We start from the raw sequence: 17,261 nt of genomic DNA, 5'->3' as shown, positions 1-17,261 counted from the left end.
TCCGGTGTGGCCAGGATTGGCAATGTTTGCGCATTTCAAAGGCCGCGCCGTCCGGAAAATAGGATCGAACCGAGCAGTTTGCGGTTATAGCGCTGCTGCAACGACCGGAACCCGACCGGCGGACGTCAGCCGACATTGCATCACGCGCACTTGCAGGCCGCTTTCGCCTGCGCGCGTGCGCGTCTGCGCAGACAGAGCGAGGCGACATGGCGAATGCGCATCTCCGGATGACCCTCTTCATTGCTGTTGCCGCCCTGACCGGTCCTCCCGCGAACGCCCGCGACGATGGCCGCTTTGCGAACTCACCGCTCAAGGGCTGGTTCGAGAGCCTGCACAGCAAGGGCGGCGGTCCCTGCTGCGCGGACGCCGACGGCACCGCGCTCGACGACGTCGATTGGGACACGCGCGGTGGGCACTACCGCGTCAGGATCCAGGGCGAATGGATCGAGGTGCCTGACGACACCGTGATCACTGAGCCGAACCGCGTCGGCCGCACCATCGTCTGGCCTTACTACATCAACGGTCGCGCCGTCATCCGCTGCTTCATGCCCGGCAGCATGACGTGAGGCTTATCCTCCGTTGTCATTCCGGGGCGCGCCGCGAGGCGCGAGCCCGGAATCCATTCATCCACCGACTCTGCGGCTCGATGGATTCCGGGTTCGATGCTGCGCATCGCCCCGGAATGACAGCTTTCGGTGGGTAAAGCCGCCGCTCTGCGAGCGCCGGTGGATGCTTTTCCCAACCTCGGACTGCCCCCAACTACTTTTACCGCATCTTGTATTCGCGCGGCGCTTCCATATCTCATCGGCATGATGAAGCTCACACGCGTTCAGGACCAGGCCATCCAGGCGCTGATGGCCGGCATTGTCGGCGCCGAGACGTTCGATCACGTCTTTGCGGGCATCCGCTTCGACGAGATCGAGGGCACGATGCTCTACGCTTTCGCCAGGAACGAGGACGTCGCCTCCGACATCGAGGACAGCTACTCGCCGCTCATCGCCGCCGTCGCGTCGCGGGTGATGAACCGGCAGGTCGATGTCGTCGTCGTGATGCCCAAGGTTTTGCAATAGCGTCTTGACGCAACCCAGCGCCTGCATGGGCGGGGCGTGACCTCGCGATATTTCCACGTTACCCTCTTGCGACAAGAACAAGAGGAAACGCCAATCGTGTACGACTACATTATCGTGGGCGGCGGCTCGGCAGGGTCCGTGCTGGCCCACCGGCTCTCCGCCAGGAGCGCCAACAAGGTCCTGCTCTGCGAAGCCGGACAGGACACACCACCCGGCAACGAGCCGGCCGAAATCAGAGACAGCTATCCGGGCACCGCCTATTTCGATCCGCGCTTTCACTGGACCGAGCTGAAGGTCACGACCCAGGTCGTCAGCCACAACAATCCGAACGAAGCGCGTCCGCCCTTGCGCAAATACGAGCAGGCCCGCGTGCTCGGCGGCGGCTCGTCGATCAACGGCCAGATGGCCAATCGCGGCGCGCCGACCGATTATGACGAATGGCAGGCGCGGGGCGCCGAGGGCTGGGCATGGGCCGACGTGCTGCCCTTCTTCAAGAAGGTGGAGCGCGATCTCGATTTCGACGGCCCGTATCACGGCAAGGACGGGAAAATTCCCGTCCGCCGCATTCCCAGGGAGCACTGGACGAAGCACTCGCAGGCGTTCGCCGACGCCTTCGATCAAGCCGGCCATCCCTACGTGGCCGACCAGAACGGCGAGTTCGTCGACGGCTATTTCGCGGTGACGCATTCCAACCAGGCCGAGCAGCGCGTCTCGGCCGCGATGGGCTATCTCGATCGCGACACCCGCAAGCGCGCCAATCTCACCATCTCCACCAACACGCAGGTTCGAGAGCTGATCTTCGAAGGCACACAATGCGTCGGCGTGAAGGCTGACATCGACGGACGCGAGCAGGAATTCCGCGGCCGCGAGATCATCCTCTCCTCGGGCGCGATCCATTCGCCCGCGCATCTCCTGCGCGCCGGCATCGGTCCGGTGGGCCACCTCAAGGACATGGGCATTCCGGTGCTGATGGGGCTCGCCGGCGTCGGCCAGCGCCTGATGGACCATCCTTCGATCTCGCTGTCGTCCTTTGTTCGCCGCGGCGCGCGCATGAACGAGCACACCAGGCGGCACATGCAGCTTGGCCTGCGTTACTCGTCGGGACTTGAAGGCGTGCCGAAGGGCGACATGTTCGTCGTCGTGCTCTCCAAATCGGCCTGGCACGCGGTCGGCGCGCAGATCGGCTCGCTGCTCACCTTCGTCAACAAGACGTATTCCGAGACGGGACAGGTGAAGCTCGCCTCGCGCGAGCCCACGGCTGAACCGATCGTCGAGTTCAATCTGTTGTCCGACCGGCGCGACCTCGACCGCCTGATGAGCGGCTTCCGCAAGATGGCGGCGATTCAGATGAGCGACATCGTCAAGAAGGTCACGGACAAGCCGTTTCCGGCCGCCTACACCGACAAGGTGCGCAAGATCGGCGTGGTCAACACCCAAAACAAGATCCTGACCAGGGTCGCCGCGGCCATGATGGACGGGCCGGCGGCGCTGCGCCACTACCTGATCGACAATTTCGTGGTCGAGGGCTTTACCTTCGATGACGTGATCAACAACGACGAGGCGCTGGAAGCCTTCGTGCGCAAGGCCACCATCGGCGTGTGGCACGCCTCCTGCTCATGCCGCATGGGCCGGGCCGACGATCCGATGGCCGTCGTCGACACCCAGGGCCGGGTCAAGGGCATTCAGGGCCTGCGCGTCGTCGACGCCTCGATCTTCCCGGTGGTGCCCTGTGCCAACACCAATTTTCCGGTGCTGATGTCGGCGGAGAAGATCGCTGCGGCGATGATGCAGTGATGCGCAGCGGAGGAGCGAATTACTGGGCCTCGGCGAGCTTCGATCTGGATGACGGCATCTGCGCAGCGGTTGCCGGAAGCACGATCACTTTCGCTCCGACTTTCACCCGCTCATAGAGGTCCACGACGTCCTCATTGGTCAGCCGGATGCAACCCGACGAGACCCGCTTGCCGATCGTATCCGGCTTGTTGGTGCCGTGGATCCTGAATTCGGTCTCGCCGAGATACATGGCCCGGGCGCCGAGCGGGTTGCCTGGGCCGCCTGCCATGAACCGCGGCAGATAAGGCTGGCGCACAAGCATCTCCGTGGGCGGACGCCAATCCGGCCATTCCGTCTTGCGCGCCACCGTCTGCTCACCGGACCAAGTGAAACCTTCGCGGCCGACACCGATGCCGTAGCGCAGCGCCTGCGTGTCGTTCAGAACGAAATAGAGGAACGTGTTCTTGGTATCGACGATCACGGTGCCAGGCGTTTGATGGCTGGTGTAGTCAACCACCTGGCGGACAAAGGCGCCGGGACCCTCAGCGGCTTTTGGTGGCTCGACCAGAGGCGCCGGGGTCGGGGCTGGAGCTGGAATCGGCGCCGCAGCCGGCGCCGCGACATGAGCAGGTGTTGCCACGTAAACCGGCGAGGACGACGCCTGAGCCTGGTGCTGGGACGGCTTCTGTGTCGATTGCACACCCGCAGGGCGAGACAGCAAACTGTACCCCACGATGGCGATGGCGACAGCGCCTATGGCAACTCTCGCGGCCATGGGTAGTGCGAGTGCTTTCGCCGTTCCACGTTTGGCCCGCTTACCCATGTCTTTCCCCGGATCACGCTGTCAGGGGAGAGGTAACCCAGCAAAATTTAAGAAACTTCAAAGCGATCTGGCTCGGGACGGGAACCGTTAGCGGTGGTTAACCCTGAACTCTCATTTAGCAATATCAACGCCGTGCAGCGCACGTGGGAGCGCGGCCAAGGCCGACTGCTCGACACCAAGGACACGGTCCACGGGACCGGGGTAGCGGCGCCAAGGAACTGCCGTTCCCTGACGATCGCTTGGCCGGGGCCTGCGACTTAAACAATAGCAGGCAAAGCTTAGCGCTTTCGTGTGTTGGTCGGCGAGACCTTGGGGCCGGGTTGATCGGCTTGACCGGTGTGGCGCTTTGCCACGACATCTTCATCGCGCCCGCCTTCGCGCGGACGCGGCGGCGACTTGGGCTGGCCGGCCTGGCCGCCGTGCTTGCCGCCCATGTCGGGCTTGCCTTCGAGGTCATTTTCGCGGGGCATGCCGCACCAATGCACAACGCCGGCAATGGTTCGTAATTTTGCTCGCGCGCCATTCGGCTGTGAACGAGTTCACAGCCGCGTCGCCTTTTGCGGTGCACGATGGCCAGCGCGCCTCTATCTTTCGACGGATTTGGCTTGATGCGGAAGCAACTCGTCGCCTGGACCATCCTGACATCAGCCATTGTGGCGGTCGCCGTGTGGACCGTGCTCGGTCCGCCCGACCATGCAGCCGGCCCGCATCTGCCCTCGCGCGACCTGACGGCGGCGGTGCATTAGCGGCGGCCGGACGAAACGATACGATTTCGGCATCGATCGATCCCATCTGGATTTTGGTGCCGGGGAATACGAGCCGCTATCCTCTGCCGCAAAAACGACAACGCCACATCGGCAGGAGGGCGCCCTTGAACGAACCGATACGCCAAATCGCATCGAAATCGTCGCACGCAGCGATCGTCACCACACTCTTCACTGCATTTGCCCTTGTCTTGGGAGCCCGCGCCGGCATGGCCGAAACCTTCGCCTATGTCGGCAATGCCGACAGCAACGACATCAGCGTGTTCAAGATTGCCGAGAACGGCGAGATGACGCCGGTGCAGACCGCCGCCTTCACGGGCGTCGAAAAGCCGGGCGCCTCGACGCCGCTTGCGATCACGCCGGACCATCGCGTGCTGATCGCCGGCATCCGTTCGCAGCCCTTTGTTGCGGTGAGCTTTGCGATCGACCAGAAGACGGGCCTCCTCAGCCATATCGGCAACGGACCGCTCGCCGACAGCATGGCCAACATCGCCACCGACCGCGGCGGCAAGGTGTTGTTCAGCGCCTCCTATGGCGGCAACAAGGTCGCACTGAATCCGCTTGCCGCTGATGGCGTCGTCGGTGAGCCCAGGCAGGTGATCCCGACCGGGCTGAATGCGCATGCCTTCCTGCCTTCGCCCGACAATCGCTTCGTGTTCGCGACCAATCTCGGTTCGGACCAGGTGCTGCGCTTTGCGTTCGATGCGGGCACCGGCGCGCTGACGCCGAGCGATCAGCCTGCCGTCAAGACGCCGGAGAAATCCGGGCCGCGGCACTTCGTGTTCCACCCCAATGGCAAGTTCGTCTATCTCGTTCACGAGCTGAACGGCGACGTCGCAGCGTACGGCTACGAGGCCAAGAGCGGCGCCTGGAACGAGATCCAGCGCACCACTGCGCTGCCCGAGGGCTTCAACGGCAAAGACTCTGGTCAGAAGCCTTGGGCTGCCGACATCCACATCACCCCGGACGGCCGCTTCCTCTACGCCTCGGAGCGCACCACCAACACGCTCACCGCCTACAAGGTCGATGGATCATCCGGCAAGCTGACCACTGTTGGCAGCGTGCCGACCGAGAAGCAGCCGCGCGGCTTCAACATCGATCCCACCGGCCACTACCTCGCCGCCGTCGGCGAGCTCTCCGACGGCATGACGGTCTATGCCATCGACCAGAGCAGCGGCGCGCTGAGCAAGCTGAAATCCTACGCCACCGGCAAGAAGCCGAACTGGGTGGAATTTTTGACGCTGAAGTGAGGGGTGAGGTCCGCCGGCTTGCTCCGCCTCTCCCGCTTGCGGAAGAGGCCGACACGCTCCGGGCGATGCGAAGCATCGTCCCAGGCGTGGCGGGTGAGGGTTCTTTCCTCTTGGGGATTGTCCCGTTGTGGAGACACCCTCTCCCCGACCCTCTCCCGCAAGCGGGAGAGGGAGCCGACTGGCAATGCCGCGGCATCGTGCTCACCATTTGCGATTGCCCTGCCCTAGACGTGGAACAGCGAACCTCTTTGCCTTTCCGAAGACTAATTCAACAGGCGGTGTCGCGCCGCCTGCGCTGCGGCATTTCTCATCCGGTCAGCCCATGGCCCGCCGCCGTCGCTTCTGCTATCGATGAAGGCCTTACCGCCTAGAGCCTTGCGACCAACCGGAATGACCGATGCGTTCATTGCCTGCGCGTTCCCTATCCCAGACTTTCGTTGCCCTTGCTGGCCTCGCGCTGGTCTCCGCCCTGCCCGCGCGCGCGGCCGATGACGACGCGCCCAAGGGGCCGGCGGTCACGGTGTTGAAGGCGGCCAAATCCTGCTTCTCCGACATCGTCGAGGCCACCGGCTCGATCATCGCCCGCGAGGAGACCTCGGTGCGGCCCGAGCGTCCGGGGCTGAAAGTGACGGACGTGCTGGCCGAGGCCGGCGACACCACGACGGCGGGTCAGGTGCTGGCGCGGCTGGCACTGCCCGAAGGCGGCACGCTCCAGGTCACGGCACCCGTGGCGGGCATCATCGCCACCTCGACCGCGCAGATCGGCGCGCCTGCCTCGGCCAAAGGCGAGGCGCTGTTCACAATCGTGGCCCGCAGCGAATACGACCTCGTCGGCCTGGTCGCGACCAACGATGTCCGCAAGCTCGCGGTTGGTCAGCCTGTCACCGTGCGCATTGCCGGTGCCGGCGATATCGACGGCAAGGTGCGCCGCATCGGCCCGACCGTCGAGCCGAACATCCAGCAGGGCATGGTCTATATCGGCATCTCGTCGCAGAGGCGGCTGTTGCTCAATGCCAGCGGACGCGCGCTGATCAAGACCGGGCAGAGCTGCAACGTCGCGGTGCCGCTGACAGCGGTGCAATATTCATCCGCCGGCACCGTGGTGCAGGTGATCCGCCGCAATCGCGTCGAGACCAAGCGCGTCGAGATCGGATTGATGTCGGGCGGCAATATCGAAGTGCGCGATGGACTGAACGAAGGCGACATCGTCGTCGCCCGCGCCGGCGCGCTGCTGCGCGAAGGCGATCCGGTGCGGCCGGTGATGGCGAGCGAAGCGGCGAAGTAGGGGCAAACGTCATAGGGTGGGTTAGCCGAAGGCGTAACCCACCTTTTTGGTTTCAAAGCTGACGAGAGAGAAGTGGTGGATTACGCCTTCGGCTAATCCAACCTAGAAGACCGGCGAAAAAACCTAGCCGCCGGCCTGGTCGAAATGCACGTCCTCGAGCAGCGAGGACGACACGGTCGGGACCTGGTCGCCTTCGGAGGCGCGGGCGATGGCGACGCGGGTCTTGTTGAAGACGCTTTCGGCGGTGCCTTGCGCATTGAGGTTGTTGAGCAGTTCGGTGACCAGTGTCGAGTGCTCGCCCTTGCCGTCGTCGACGACCTTGCCGGGTGAAGCGGACGACAGGATCAGCGCGTTGTCGGGCGTGCCGATCGGCGCGAGGCCGTGCGAGTAGGACCGGAAGCGGCGCTCGTAAGGATTGCGGCGTGAGGCATCGACCACGACGAGCTTGGCCTTGGCGCCCTGCTCCTTCATCATCTCGAGCACGCCTTCGATCGAGATGCCCTGGCGGCGGACGTCGCGTTCCTTCCAGATCACGGCATCGACAGGCAGCATGTAGCTCTCGCGGCCAGCCTGCACGCCATAGCCGCCGAAGAACAGCAGGACGGTGGTGTCGCGCTTGATGCGGGACTTCAGGCGGTTGACGGCGCGGACCATGTCGTCCTTGCTCGCGTCTTCCACCATGTCGACGTCAAAACCGTTCTTGCGCAAGCTGGAGGAGAGCGCGCGCGCGTCGTTGATCGACTGCGTCAGCGGCGCGCTGGCGTCGGGGTAATGACCATTGCCGATGACGAGCGCGAGACGCGAGGAGGTCTGGCTGACCGAGCCGGTGACCTGGTCGGTCGAAACGGCCTTGGCGGCGTCGAGCGCGCGCATGTTGAGGGCAGCATGGGCGCCGATCGCCAGCGACACCGTGCCGATGAGGGCCGCGGCGAGCGCAATCGAGCGTCGGGAAATGTCGAGCTGCCTAACATTCATCTCGGTTCATTCCTGTCAGTGCCAAAGACCGTCCAAGCGCGCGCACACTGTTTGAGTAGCGCGATGGCGTCTTTAGGTTTGAGGGATCGGCCGGGGGAGTGCCCCCGAATTGCGCGCAATTTGCGGCGCCGCACCAAATAAACCCTTAACCTGAGATCGCCAGCCCGGCAATAGATTGTCCAAAATTTGATCTAAGGCACTGAATCTATTTGGTAATACTGGATCGGAATTTCTCCTTTTTCAGGTATCCCCGTAGCCTTCCGGAGGCTGACCATGCATCCCTCGTGCCTGATATTTCCGTGACGTCAGTCACATTTGAATTTCCTGCGAATCCGGGTAGCTTTTTCAACGACTTGCGGGGGGCGGGTCATCGACCTGGCCTCCCGGATAAGTCCCCCGCGACCAGGTATTTCATGAGCTTTCATTATTTCGCAGGTGCCGCGTGCCGTGCGCTGACGGCCCGCAAGGACGGCCCCTCGCTTTACGACGTCTGTGATCCCTTGATGTCTGCTACCGCCGGCGGAGATCCGCATCTGGCGAAATTCTACAAGACCGCGCTGGGAAATCCCGCGCTGCGGATGCTGCTACGCCGTGCCGGCCTCCCCGAGCTGCGCGACGAGGCGAGGCTCGCCCGGCTGCGCGAGGCCTTGGTCCGTGCCCGCGACGATGCCGAGCCCGACTGGGCGGCGGTCGGCGCGCCGGTCGCCGAACTCGTCGACACCATCGCGCTCGACCATCCCAAGCCGCCGCCGGCCGCGTTCGTCGGCGCGATGCCGGCACTGGTGCAGATCGACGGCGCGATCCGCGATTGCGCACAGCATCTGCTCGGCTCTTACCGCAAGAACGGCTTCCTGCCGACCTATGCCGCCTTCAACCTGATCGGCGATCCGGACTTCCGCGGGCGCGAGCTGATCATGGCGCTCACCGGCTTGAATGCACGCGGCTACAAGAACTCCTCGCTGCTGTTCAACCTCGCCCGCATCTTCATCGCGCGCTCGCCCGCGCGCGCCGTGGTCAATCCACCCTGGAGCGGCATCGCCGAGCCGATGTGGGAGCCGGTGCAGATCCGCCACCGCTCGGCCTATTACGATGCCTTCTTCATCGAGGCGTTGCTGGGCTACGTCGAAAGCGGGCTCGCGTCGCCGGCCGACAAAGCCGCCGCCGAGCGCGCCATCGCCGACATGGTCGATTTCTGCGTCAACATCAGCCGCGAGGAAGTGGAGGGCGCAGATGGCGCGCGCTTCAACGTCATCACGGCGCTCGCGCCGGCGCCGCATCCGCGCTTCTCCCGCTATTTCGCCCAGATCAAGCAGGATCTCGGCTTTGGCGTCTATGTACCTGACTGCGACACCACGGCGTGCTCGATCTCGGCTGCGACGCAGGCCGGCTGCACCGATCCGATCATCGACCAGCCGCTTTTGGATTTCTACGCGGGCTACCAGGTGTGGGCCGGCGTCAACGAGCCGCGCGTGACGGTGCCGCTCAACGATAACATCGATTACGAAGGCGGCGTTGCCACCTGGATCGACAATCTCCGGGGCGAGCGCCCCTACGGCAACGATCTCGATCCGACGCTCAATCTCGACATTCTCGAGGTGAGCTTTCGCAACCTGGCGCGCTGGAAGATCCTGGAGACGCCGGCACGGCTCGCGACCGTGCATCGTATCATCGGCTTCCAGAAGCGCCTGGCGGCGAGCGGCGCCTTCGCCAATCCGCGCTCGCACATCTATTATCTGCCGGAGCTCTACTGCGCCTATTTCGGCCGCTGTTATCAGGCCTTCCTGGCTTTGCCGCTGGCGGCGCAGGCCGCGATCGATCCCGACGGCGATTTCGATTTCATCCGCCACCGCGTGCTCTCCTACGTCAAGGGCGAGCTGATGGCCGCGGAGATGAACGTGTTCGACGCAGCCCTGGCGCTGATCGCGCTCGGTCATCTCGGCGCCGATCCGCGCGCCTTCGCCCCGGCGCTGAACGTGATCGTCAACGCGACAGGCGAAGGCGGCCGCCGCGGCCCGTTCCGCGCCTATGAATGGAACAAGATGAAGACCCCGACGCGGATCCTGGTGGGGGGACCCGAGGTGACGTCGGCCTTCGTGCTGATGGGGCTCGCGGTGGCGAAGCGGGCGATGGCGCGGGGGTGAAATTGTCGCACGCGTGCCCCGGACGCAGCGCAGCACGCAGTGATGCGCTGCTGAGCGGGGGCCCATGTCGCTTAGAGTTGCGTCGGTGATTTTCTGGGTCCCGGCTCTGCGGAGCGGCGTTACACGCCGCACCGCGTCCGGGACACGAGAGACAATCAATGACGGGAAGTTGAAAGCCTATCCGTTCGGCATATGCTGGCCGCGAGGCCCAAAGCCGACCACAATTGCGCGGCCTATCAAGATGTTCCCAAGACAATGCGGACGACAATGCGGACCGGCATGTTGCGAAAATTCCTGATTGCCCTGTCTTTGTTCGGCTTACCGTCGCTGGCGCACGCCGCCGACATCACCGGCACCGCGAAGATCCGCGATGGCGATTCGGTCATGGTCGGCAACACGCGAATCCGGCTCGGCGGCATCGACGCTCCCTCAGCAGACCAGCTCTGCCTCAACACCAAGAGCGAGCGCTGGACCTGCGGCGTCGCAGCGCGCGACGAACTCGCCAAACACACCGAAGGCAAGACCTGGGTCTGCCATGCCCGCTCGATCGACCGGCGCGGTCGCACCGTGGCGCGCTGCGAGGTCGGCGGCGAGGACATCCAGAAATGGCTGGTGCGCAGCGGCTGGGCGCTGGCCTACACCCGCCTCTCGAAGGACTATGAGGCGGACGAGGCCGCCGCGCGTGAAGCCAAGGCCGGGATGTGGCAGGGCGCCTTCATCGCGCCTTGGGACTGGCGCGTGCGCAACAAGAAGACCGCAATCCTGGGTGCCACCAAGCCGCCCGAGGGCGCCCATGCGGTGCTGCTCGCCTCGGCGTCGGGACCGGTCGCCCCGTCGCCGGATTGCACCATCAAGGGCAACGTCAACTCGTCCGGCGAGTGCATCTACCACAAGCCAACCAGCCGCTGGTACGCCCAGATCAAGATGAAGATCAGCAAGGGCACCCGCTGGTTCTGCTCGGTCGAGGAGGCGGAGGCCGCCGGCTGCCGGGAGACTAAGCGATAGGGGCGCTCAGACCTGCATTTTACGTGCTTTTCTCGAGGCCTCCCGCCGCGTAGAAGAGTAAATCAGCGACCCACCAGACAGTCTTCACGACACAAGGAAGATAGCAATGACCGTTCGCGCGGGCCGGGAATTTCTGGCCATCCCCGGACCCACCACGATGCCCGACGCGGTGCTCCAGGCGATGCATCGTCCGGCGATCGACATCTACTCCAGGGAGATGCTCGAGCTCACTGAAAGCCTGCTCCGCGACATCTCTGGTCTGTTCGCGACCAAAGGCAAATCCTACATCTACATCGCCAACGGCCACGGCGCCTGGGAAGCCGCTTTGAGCAACGTGCTGTCGCGCGGGGACAAGGTGCTTGTGCTGGAGAGCGGACGCTTCGCGATCGGCTGGGGCAATGCGGCAGCCCTGATGGGCGCCGAGGTCGAGGTGCTCAAGGGCGACTGGCGCCGCGCGGTACGGCCGCATGAGGTCGAGGAGCGGCTCCGCCGCGACACCGAGCACAAGATCAAGGCCGTCGTCGTCGTCCAGATCGACACGGCCTCCGGCGTGCAGAACGACATCGAGGCGATCGGCAAGGCGATCAAGGCCGCCGGCCATCCGGCGCTGTACATGGTCGACACCGTCGCCTCGCTCGGCTGCATGCCGTTCGAGATGGACAAATGGGGCATCGACGTCGCGATGTGCGGCTCGCAGAAGGGCCTGATGACACCGCCCGGCCTCGGCTTCGTCGCGGCCAGCGCGCGCGCGCAGGAAGTGCACAAGAAGGCCAACATGTCGACGCCCTATTGGAGCTGGAGCGAGCGCGAGGGCACCGAGAATTATCGCAAATATGCCGGCACCGCGCCGGTGCATCTGCTGTTCGCCCTGCGTAAGGCGATCGACATGCTGCACGAGGAAGGGCTGGAACACGCCTTCCGCCGCCACGCTCTGCTCGGCGAAGCGACGCGCCGCGCGGTCGGCGCCTGGACCGAAGGCCAGGTGCTCGGCTTCAACGTCGCCGAACCGCATGAGCGCTCCAACACCGTGACCACGGTGACCATGAGCACCGGCTTCGACCCCGCAGTGCTGCAACGCTACTGCAAGGAGAAGTGCGGCGTGGTGCTCGGCACCGGCATCGGCGACCTCTCCGGACAAGCCTTCCGCATCGCCCATATGGGCCATGTCAACGCGCCGATGCTGCTCGGCACGTTAGGGGTGATCGAGGTCGGCCTCAACGCGCTGAAGATCCCGCACGGCAAGGGCGGGCTCGAGGCCGCAGTGTCGTATCTCGGCGAGCAAGTGGCGGTGTAGGCGCCGTTCTTCCTTCTCCCCTTGTGGGAGAGGGTAAGATCAACGTTCCAAGCGATACGCTTCGATCTGCGCTTTCAGCGCATCCAGCGACGCCAGCGGCTTGCTCGCGTCAACCCGATACTGCCCACTCGCCAGCCACGACAGCACCATCGCATCCACCACGGGCGAATGGTGGATGACGTCGCCGTAATTGGCGAGATCATGCGTCACCGGCTTGATCGCGCGGAAATCGTGCAGGCGTACATTGGGAAGCTGCGTCAGGCGCCGCGCAATGTCAGCCGTGAGATCCAGGACGATCTTCAGCGTCTCGGGCGAGGCATCGCGCATCGCGACGAATTGCAGGATCGAATAGGGCGGGAAGTAGATGTCGAAGGTCACGTCCGGATGGCGCGTGATCAGACCCACGGCATCCTGCTCGAAATGCCCGACCATGGCGTCAAAACCATAGCCTTCGCCGAGGAAGCGGCTGCGCGAGGGCGCAGTGATGTAGGCGAAGGAAGCCAGCGCCTTGTTCGGGTTGTAGTCGCGCGCGATATCGAAGTTTCGCGGCAGAGCATAGATGTCGTCGACATCTGATAGCGCGAACTTGACGGGAAGATATGGCGCCGCCTCCGTTAGAGGCCGCTTCAACGGCGGGACCGACCGCAACAGCGTGAACAGGGATTCCTTCGCCATCGCGGCGCTGAACAGATAGGACGCGATGCCCTTCGTCGTCCGGCGATAGAGATCGACGGAAAAATAGGGATCCGACTCGATGTCAGCGGCATCGACGAAGATGAAATCATCCATCTCCCAGATCACGCGCTTCGCGCCGCGATCGATCGCCTGCTCCAGCACGAAGCTTTGCTGGCGCGAATTCGACCCGGTCATCGCCAGCTTGAGCGAGTGCACGCCGAGCACGCGATCGATGTCGCTCTGGCGGAAGTGAATCGCGAGCGAGGTGCCCATGAAGACGGTGTCGAACGATTGGCTCCGGATCAGCCCGGCATTTTGGACGCGCGTATCGTCGGAATAGAAGGCGCCGAACCGCGAGGGCCGAAACAGTTGCAGGGGATCGACGAGATAGGTGAGCAATGCTGCGCCCAGCACGCAGGCGATGCTCGCGAGCAGAAGACGCCTGAGATCTGTGAAGGTGCCGCGCATCAGAACCGGAAATAGATGAATTCGCTGTGGCTCTGGATACCCAGAATGCCGAAGGCGAGAACCAGCGACGCACCATAGAGCAACAGCGGCCGCATGCGCCCTGCCCGCAACGCGTCGCCGACGCGGCGATTGCCGTGATCATAGCCCATGATGACTTGCGTGTTCGGCGCCAGCCACACCAGCGCGGCAGAGATGGCGATCATCACCGCTGCTCCGATCTCCTCGCGGCCGAAGACGATATCAGAGGGATCTGCCATGGCGTGGAGCACCCGCAGCGCCCACGCCAAGCTTGCCGCGCGAAAGAACACCCAGGCGACGACAACGGCAAGGAAGGTCAACGCGGCTCCTGCAATGCGAGCTGGCCGCACGAGGGCCGATGGGACGTTCGGCACCAGCGCATTGAAGGCGTGATTGACGCAGAGATAGGCGCCGTGCAGCGCGCCCCACACCACGAACGTCCAGGCCGCACCATGCCAGAGCCCGCCGAGCAGCATCGTGATCATCAGATTGACGTAACGCAGCAACCGGCCGCGCCTGTTGCCGCCGAGCGGGATGTAGAGATAGTCGCGCAGGAATTGCGACAGCGTCATGTGCCAGCGGCGCCAGAATTCGACGATGCTGGTGGCCTTGTAAGGCGAGTTGAAATTGACCGGCAGGAAGATGCCGAACATCAGCGAGATGCCGATCGCCATGTCGGAATAGCCGGAGAAATCGAAATAGAGCTGGAAAGTGTATGCGAGCGCGCCTAGCCAGGCCTGATCAAAGCTCGGCGAGCGCGATTCGAAGGCGAGCGCGACCAGCGGCTGGATGCCGTCGGCAAGGCAGGTCTTCTTGAACAGGCCGATCGCGAAGATGATGACACCGCACAGGATCAGATGCGCGTCGGGATGCTTGGTCTCCTTCCGCTCGAATTGCGGGATCATGTCCTTGTGGTGGAGGATCGGCCCCGCGATCAGATGCGGAAAGTAGGTCACGAACAGCGCGTAATGCGGCAGCGCGTAGGCCGCGACCTGGCCACGATAGGCGTCGACCAGGAACGCAATCTGGGTGAATGTGTAGAAGGAGATACCGACCGGCAGCAGGATGTGGACTACAAGGTGCGTGCCGAGCAATGCATTGACGTTTTCGGTGGCGAAGCCGGCATATTTGAAGATGCCGAGCACGATGAGATCACCGGCGATGCCGATCGCGAGCGCGGCCTTTCGCTGCGCGGGGCCGAGCTTTGCCACAATGAGGAGATGGCCGATACCATAGTTGAAGGCGATCGACATCAGCAGCAGGGCCACGAACTGCCAGTTGCCGATGGCGTAGAAGGCGAGCGAGGCCAGCGCCAGCCAGATCACCGGAGCCAGATTGCTGCGTTGCCCCAGCCAGAAATAGCCGGCCAGCACGATGGGCAGGAACAGCAGGATGAACGGGTAGGAATTGAACAGCATCAGGCTGGACCAACGGCGGGATATCGCTCCTCAAAGCATAGAAGGGACCGATCAACAACCCGGCGAGGTGAAGCAGCGGCGCTGGCAATTGGCGAATTCGGGACGATATAACACGGAACACACTTCTCAATGAGGATCGAGTGACCCAGGCCAAGACACCTTCCCAGACCCCCGTCGCCCCGCGGCGGCCGCATTCCTTCACCAGGCATGGCATCACGGTGACCGACGATTATGCCTGGCTGAAGGATGCGAAATGGCAGGAGGTGCTGCGCGACCCCGGGGTGCTCGACCCCGACATCCGCAAATATCTGGATGAGGAAAACGGCTACACCGAGAGCCTGCTCGGCCACACCGCGCCCTTGCAGAAAACGCTGGTGCGCGAGATGCGCGGCCGCATCAAGGAGGACGATTCCAGCGTCCCGTCGCCGGACGGGCCGTTCGCCTATTTTCGCAGGTTTCGCGAAGGCGGGCAGCACGAGTTGTTCGGCCGCATGCCGCGCGAGGGCGGCGCCGAGCATATCGTGCTCGACGGCGACGCACTGGCAAAAGGCCACAAATATTTCAAGTTCGGCGGCAGCCGTCACTCCAACGATCACAGGCTGCAGGCCTGGAGCGCCGACACCAAGGGCTCGGAATATTTCACGATCCGCGTCCGCGACTGGGCGACCGGTCGAGATCTCGACGACGTCGTCGAAGAGACAGACGGCGGCGTGGTCTGGAGCAAAGACTGCAAGAGCTTCTTCTACGTGAAGCTCGACGACAATCACCGGCCGATGCAGGTGTGGCGCCACAAGCTCGGCACCGTCCAGGCCGACGATACGCTCGTCTATGAAGAGCAGGATGCCGGCTGGTTCACCCATCTGCATGAGAGCACCAGCGGTCGCTTTTGCGTGATCGCCGGCGGTGACCACGAGACGTCGGAACAGCGACTGATCGATCTTTCCGACCCCGAGGCGCCGCCGCGCCTGGTCGCAGCCCGCGAGGAGGGCGTGCAATATTCGCTCGCCGATCGCGGCGACGAGCTGTTCATCCTCACCAATGCCGACGATGCCATCGACTTCAAGATCGTCACGGCGCCGCTAGGCGCGCCCGAACGCAAGAACTGGCGCGACCTGATCCCCTACCGTCCCGGCATCTACATCATCGACCTCGACCTCTATGCCGGTCATCTGGTGCGGCTGGAGCGCGCCAATGCGCTGCCGGCGATCGTGATCCGTGCGCTCGCCGGCGGAGAGGAGCACGCGATCGCCTTCGACGAGGCCGCCTATTCGCTCGACACGATGGGCTCCTACGAATTCGAGACGACGAATTTGCGCTTTGCCTATTCATCCATGACGACGCCGTCGGAGGTGTACGATTACGACATGGCCAAGCGGACGCGCACCCTTCGCAAGCGCCAGGAGATTCCATCGGGCCATAACGCGGCCGATTACGTCACCACGCGTATCATGGCGAGGGCGCAGGACGGCGCCGAGGTGCCGGTGTCGATCCTCCATCGCCGTGGCCTCGAGCTCGACGGCGCGGCACCGCTGCTGCTCTACGGCTACGGCTCCTACGGCATGGCGATGCCGGCCTCGTTCAATGCCAACCGCCTGTCGCTGGTCGATCGCGGCTTCGTCTACGCCATCGCACATATCCGCGGCGGCGCCGACAAGGGCTGGGGCTGGTATCTCGACGGCAAGCGCGAGAAGAAGACCAACTCGTTCGACGACTTTGCCGCCAGCGCCCGCGCGCTGATCGCTGCGAAGTACACCAGCGCAAAACGCATCGTCGGCCATGGCGGCTCGGCCGGCGGCATGCTGATGGGTGCGGTGGCGAACCGCGCCGGCGAATTGTTCGCGGGCATCGTCGCCGAGGTGCCGTTCGTCGACGTGCTCAACACCATGCTCGACGACACGCTGCCGCTGACGCCGCCGGAATGGCCGGAATGGGGCAACCCTATCGAGAGCGAGAAGGATTTCCGCACCATCCTGTCCTACTCGCCCTACGACAATGTCGCGGCGAAGGACTATCCGGCGATCCTGGCGATGGGCGGATTGACCGATCCGCGCGTCACCTATTGGGAGCCCGCCAAATGGATTGCCCGGCTGCGCGCGACCATGAGCGGCGGCGGTCCGGTGCTGCTGCGCACCAACATGGGCGCCGGCCATGGCGGCGCATCGGGCCGGTTTGACCGGCTCGATGAAGTCGCGATCGTCTACGCGTTTGCGCTGTGGGCGACGGGAAAGGCGGAAGCCGGGGTGTAAGCCACACTGTCTCCACCTCGTCGTCCTGGCGAAAGCCAGGACCCATACCGCGTGAT

Annotated in this window: 15 protein-coding genes; 10 read left to right on the top strand and 5 right to left on the bottom strand. The window is 64.0% G+C overall.

The features are described from left to right. Positions 1 to 206 precede the first annotated feature (206 nt). From XH91_RS03300 to XH91_RS03290, 3 genes are all read left to right on the top strand, one after another. Positions 207 to 566 (top strand): hypothetical protein, encoded by a 360-nt coding sequence (locus XH91_RS03300; RefSeq protein WP_128949256.1) that lies wholly within the window; start codon positions 207 to 209, stop codon positions 564 to 566. A gap of 129 nt (positions 567 to 695) precedes the next feature. Continuing rightward, positions 696 to 1,070 carry a hypothetical protein gene (locus tag XH91_RS03295; protein ID WP_245477272.1) on the top strand — a complete coding sequence of 125 codons (375 nt, stop codon included), beginning with the start codon at positions 696 to 698 and terminating at the stop codon, positions 1,068 to 1,070. A 96-nt stretch (positions 1,071 to 1,166) separates the two neighbouring features. Next, entirely contained in the window at positions 1,167 to 2,864 is a 1,698-nt protein-coding gene (locus XH91_RS03290) for a GMC family oxidoreductase (RefSeq protein ID WP_128949255.1), read from the top strand. A gap of 19 nt (positions 2,865 to 2,883) precedes the next feature. Here XH91_RS03290 and XH91_RS03285 read toward each other — a convergent pair whose 3' ends face one another. Both XH91_RS03285 and XH91_RS03280 read right to left on the bottom strand, forming a co-directional pair. Continuing rightward, positions 2,884 to 3,666, bottom strand: a complete 783-nt coding sequence (locus XH91_RS03285; protein ID WP_128949254.1) for a L,D-transpeptidase — start codon at positions 3,664 to 3,666, stop codon at positions 2,884 to 2,886. 278 nt (positions 3,667 to 3,944) lie between these two features. Next, on the bottom strand, positions 3,945 to 4,136 hold the full coding sequence (locus XH91_RS03280; protein ID WP_128949253.1) for a hypothetical protein: 192 nt from the start codon (positions 4,134 to 4,136) through the stop codon (positions 3,945 to 3,947). Between the two features lie 138 nt (positions 4,137 to 4,274). Between XH91_RS03280 and XH91_RS38670 the strand changes: the two genes are divergently transcribed. From XH91_RS38670 to XH91_RS03265, 3 genes are all read left to right on the top strand, one after another. Further along, entirely contained in the window at positions 4,275 to 4,412 is a 138-nt protein-coding gene (locus tag XH91_RS38670; protein ID WP_164934257.1) for a hypothetical protein, read from the top strand. Positions 4,413 to 4,585: 173 nt separating this feature from the next. Beyond that, a complete protein-coding gene (locus tag XH91_RS03270) occupies positions 4,586 to 5,680 on the top strand; it encodes a lactonase family protein (RefSeq protein ID WP_245477377.1) in 1,095 nt (364 codons plus the stop codon). Positions 5,681 to 6,077: 397 nt separating this feature from the next. After that, positions 6,078 to 6,965, top strand: coding sequence for an efflux RND transporter periplasmic adaptor subunit (locus tag XH91_RS03265; protein ID WP_128949251.1), 888 nt, complete (start codon positions 6,078 to 6,080; stop codon positions 6,963 to 6,965). Between the two features lie 123 nt (positions 6,966 to 7,088). Here the strand turns inward: XH91_RS03265 and XH91_RS03260 are convergent, their stop codons facing one another. Continuing rightward, the gene (locus XH91_RS03260) at positions 7,089 to 7,940 is read right to left on the bottom strand and encodes a caspase family protein (RefSeq protein WP_128949250.1); all 852 of its coding nucleotides are present in this window, start codon (positions 7,938 to 7,940) and stop codon (positions 7,089 to 7,091) included. Positions 7,941 to 8,353: 413 nt separating this feature from the next. Between XH91_RS03260 and XH91_RS03255 the strand changes: the two genes are divergently transcribed. From XH91_RS03255 to XH91_RS03245, 3 genes are all read left to right on the top strand, one after another. Continuing rightward, the gene (locus tag XH91_RS03255; RefSeq protein ID WP_164934259.1) at positions 8,354 to 10,081 is read left to right on the top strand and encodes a hypothetical protein; all 1,728 of its coding nucleotides are present in this window, start codon (positions 8,354 to 8,356) and stop codon (positions 10,079 to 10,081) included. A gap of 279 nt (positions 10,082 to 10,360) precedes the next feature. Then, positions 10,361 to 11,086 carry a thermonuclease family protein gene (locus tag XH91_RS03250; RefSeq protein ID WP_128954704.1) on the top strand — a complete coding sequence of 242 codons (726 nt, stop codon included), beginning with the start codon at positions 10,361 to 10,363 and terminating at the stop codon, positions 11,084 to 11,086. Between the two features lie 106 nt (positions 11,087 to 11,192). Then, a complete protein-coding gene (locus XH91_RS03245; protein ID WP_128949248.1) occupies positions 11,193 to 12,380 on the top strand; it encodes a pyridoxal-phosphate-dependent aminotransferase family protein in 1,188 nt (395 codons plus the stop codon). A 39-nt stretch (positions 12,381 to 12,419) separates the two neighbouring features. Here XH91_RS03245 and XH91_RS03240 read toward each other — a convergent pair whose 3' ends face one another. Together XH91_RS03240 and XH91_RS03235 are read right to left on the bottom strand one after the other, a co-directional pair. After that, positions 12,420 to 13,523 carry a hypothetical protein gene (locus XH91_RS03240; RefSeq protein WP_128949247.1) on the bottom strand — a complete coding sequence of 368 codons (1,104 nt, stop codon included), beginning with the start codon at positions 13,521 to 13,523 and terminating at the stop codon, positions 12,420 to 12,422. Next, positions 13,523 to 14,959, bottom strand: coding sequence for an MBOAT family O-acyltransferase (locus tag XH91_RS03235; protein ID WP_128949246.1), 1,437 nt, complete (start codon positions 14,957 to 14,959; stop codon positions 13,523 to 13,525). The genes XH91_RS03240 and XH91_RS03235 overlap by 1 nt, the downstream gene beginning before the upstream one ends. A gap of 140 nt (positions 14,960 to 15,099) precedes the next feature. Here XH91_RS03235 and XH91_RS03230 point away from each other — a divergent pair, with 140 nt between their 5' ends. Next, entirely contained in the window at positions 15,100 to 17,205 is a 2,106-nt protein-coding gene (locus XH91_RS03230; RefSeq protein WP_128949245.1) for a S9 family peptidase, read from the top strand. Positions 17,206 to 17,261: the final 56 nt, after the last annotated feature.

The sequence above is a fragment of the Bradyrhizobium guangzhouense genome (assembly GCF_004114955.1).
Classification (GTDB): domain Bacteria; phylum Pseudomonadota; class Alphaproteobacteria; order Rhizobiales; family Xanthobacteraceae; genus Bradyrhizobium; species Bradyrhizobium guangzhouense.
Note: the sequence above shows the minus strand (reverse complement) of the source record. Positions and strands in the feature narration are given on the sequence as shown.

Coding starts and splice junctions, on each gene's coding strand:
- XH91_RS03300 (WP_128949256.1), top strand. CDS start 207: ATGGCGAATGCGCATCTCCGGATGACCCTCTTCATTGCTGTTGCCGCC.
- XH91_RS03285 (WP_128949254.1), bottom strand. CDS start 3,666: ATGGGTAAGCGGGCCAAACGTGGAACGGCGAAAGCACTCGCACTACCC.
- XH91_RS03280 (WP_128949253.1), bottom strand. CDS start 4,136: ATGCCCCGCGAAAATGACCTCGAAGGCAAGCCCGACATGGGCGGCAAG.
- XH91_RS38670 (WP_164934257.1), top strand. CDS start 4,275: ATGCGGAAGCAACTCGTCGCCTGGACCATCCTGACATCAGCCATTGTG.
- XH91_RS03265 (WP_128949251.1), top strand. CDS start 6,078: ATGCGTTCATTGCCTGCGCGTTCCCTATCCCAGACTTTCGTTGCCCTT.
- XH91_RS03260 (WP_128949250.1), bottom strand. CDS start 7,940: ATGAATGTTAGGCAGCTCGACATTTCCCGACGCTCGATTGCGCTCGCC.
- XH91_RS03255 (WP_164934259.1), top strand. CDS start 8,354: ATGAGCTTTCATTATTTCGCAGGTGCCGCGTGCCGTGCGCTGACGGCC.
- XH91_RS03250 (WP_128954704.1), top strand. CDS start 10,361: ATGTTGCGAAAATTCCTGATTGCCCTGTCTTTGTTCGGCTTACCGTCG.
- XH91_RS03245 (WP_128949248.1), top strand. CDS start 11,193: ATGACCGTTCGCGCGGGCCGGGAATTTCTGGCCATCCCCGGACCCACC.
- XH91_RS03240 (WP_128949247.1), bottom strand. CDS start 13,523: ATGCGCGGCACCTTCACAGATCTCAGGCGTCTTCTGCTCGCGAGCATC.
- XH91_RS03235 (WP_128949246.1), bottom strand. CDS start 14,959: ATGCTGTTCAATTCCTACCCGTTCATCCTGCTGTTCCTGCCCATCGTG.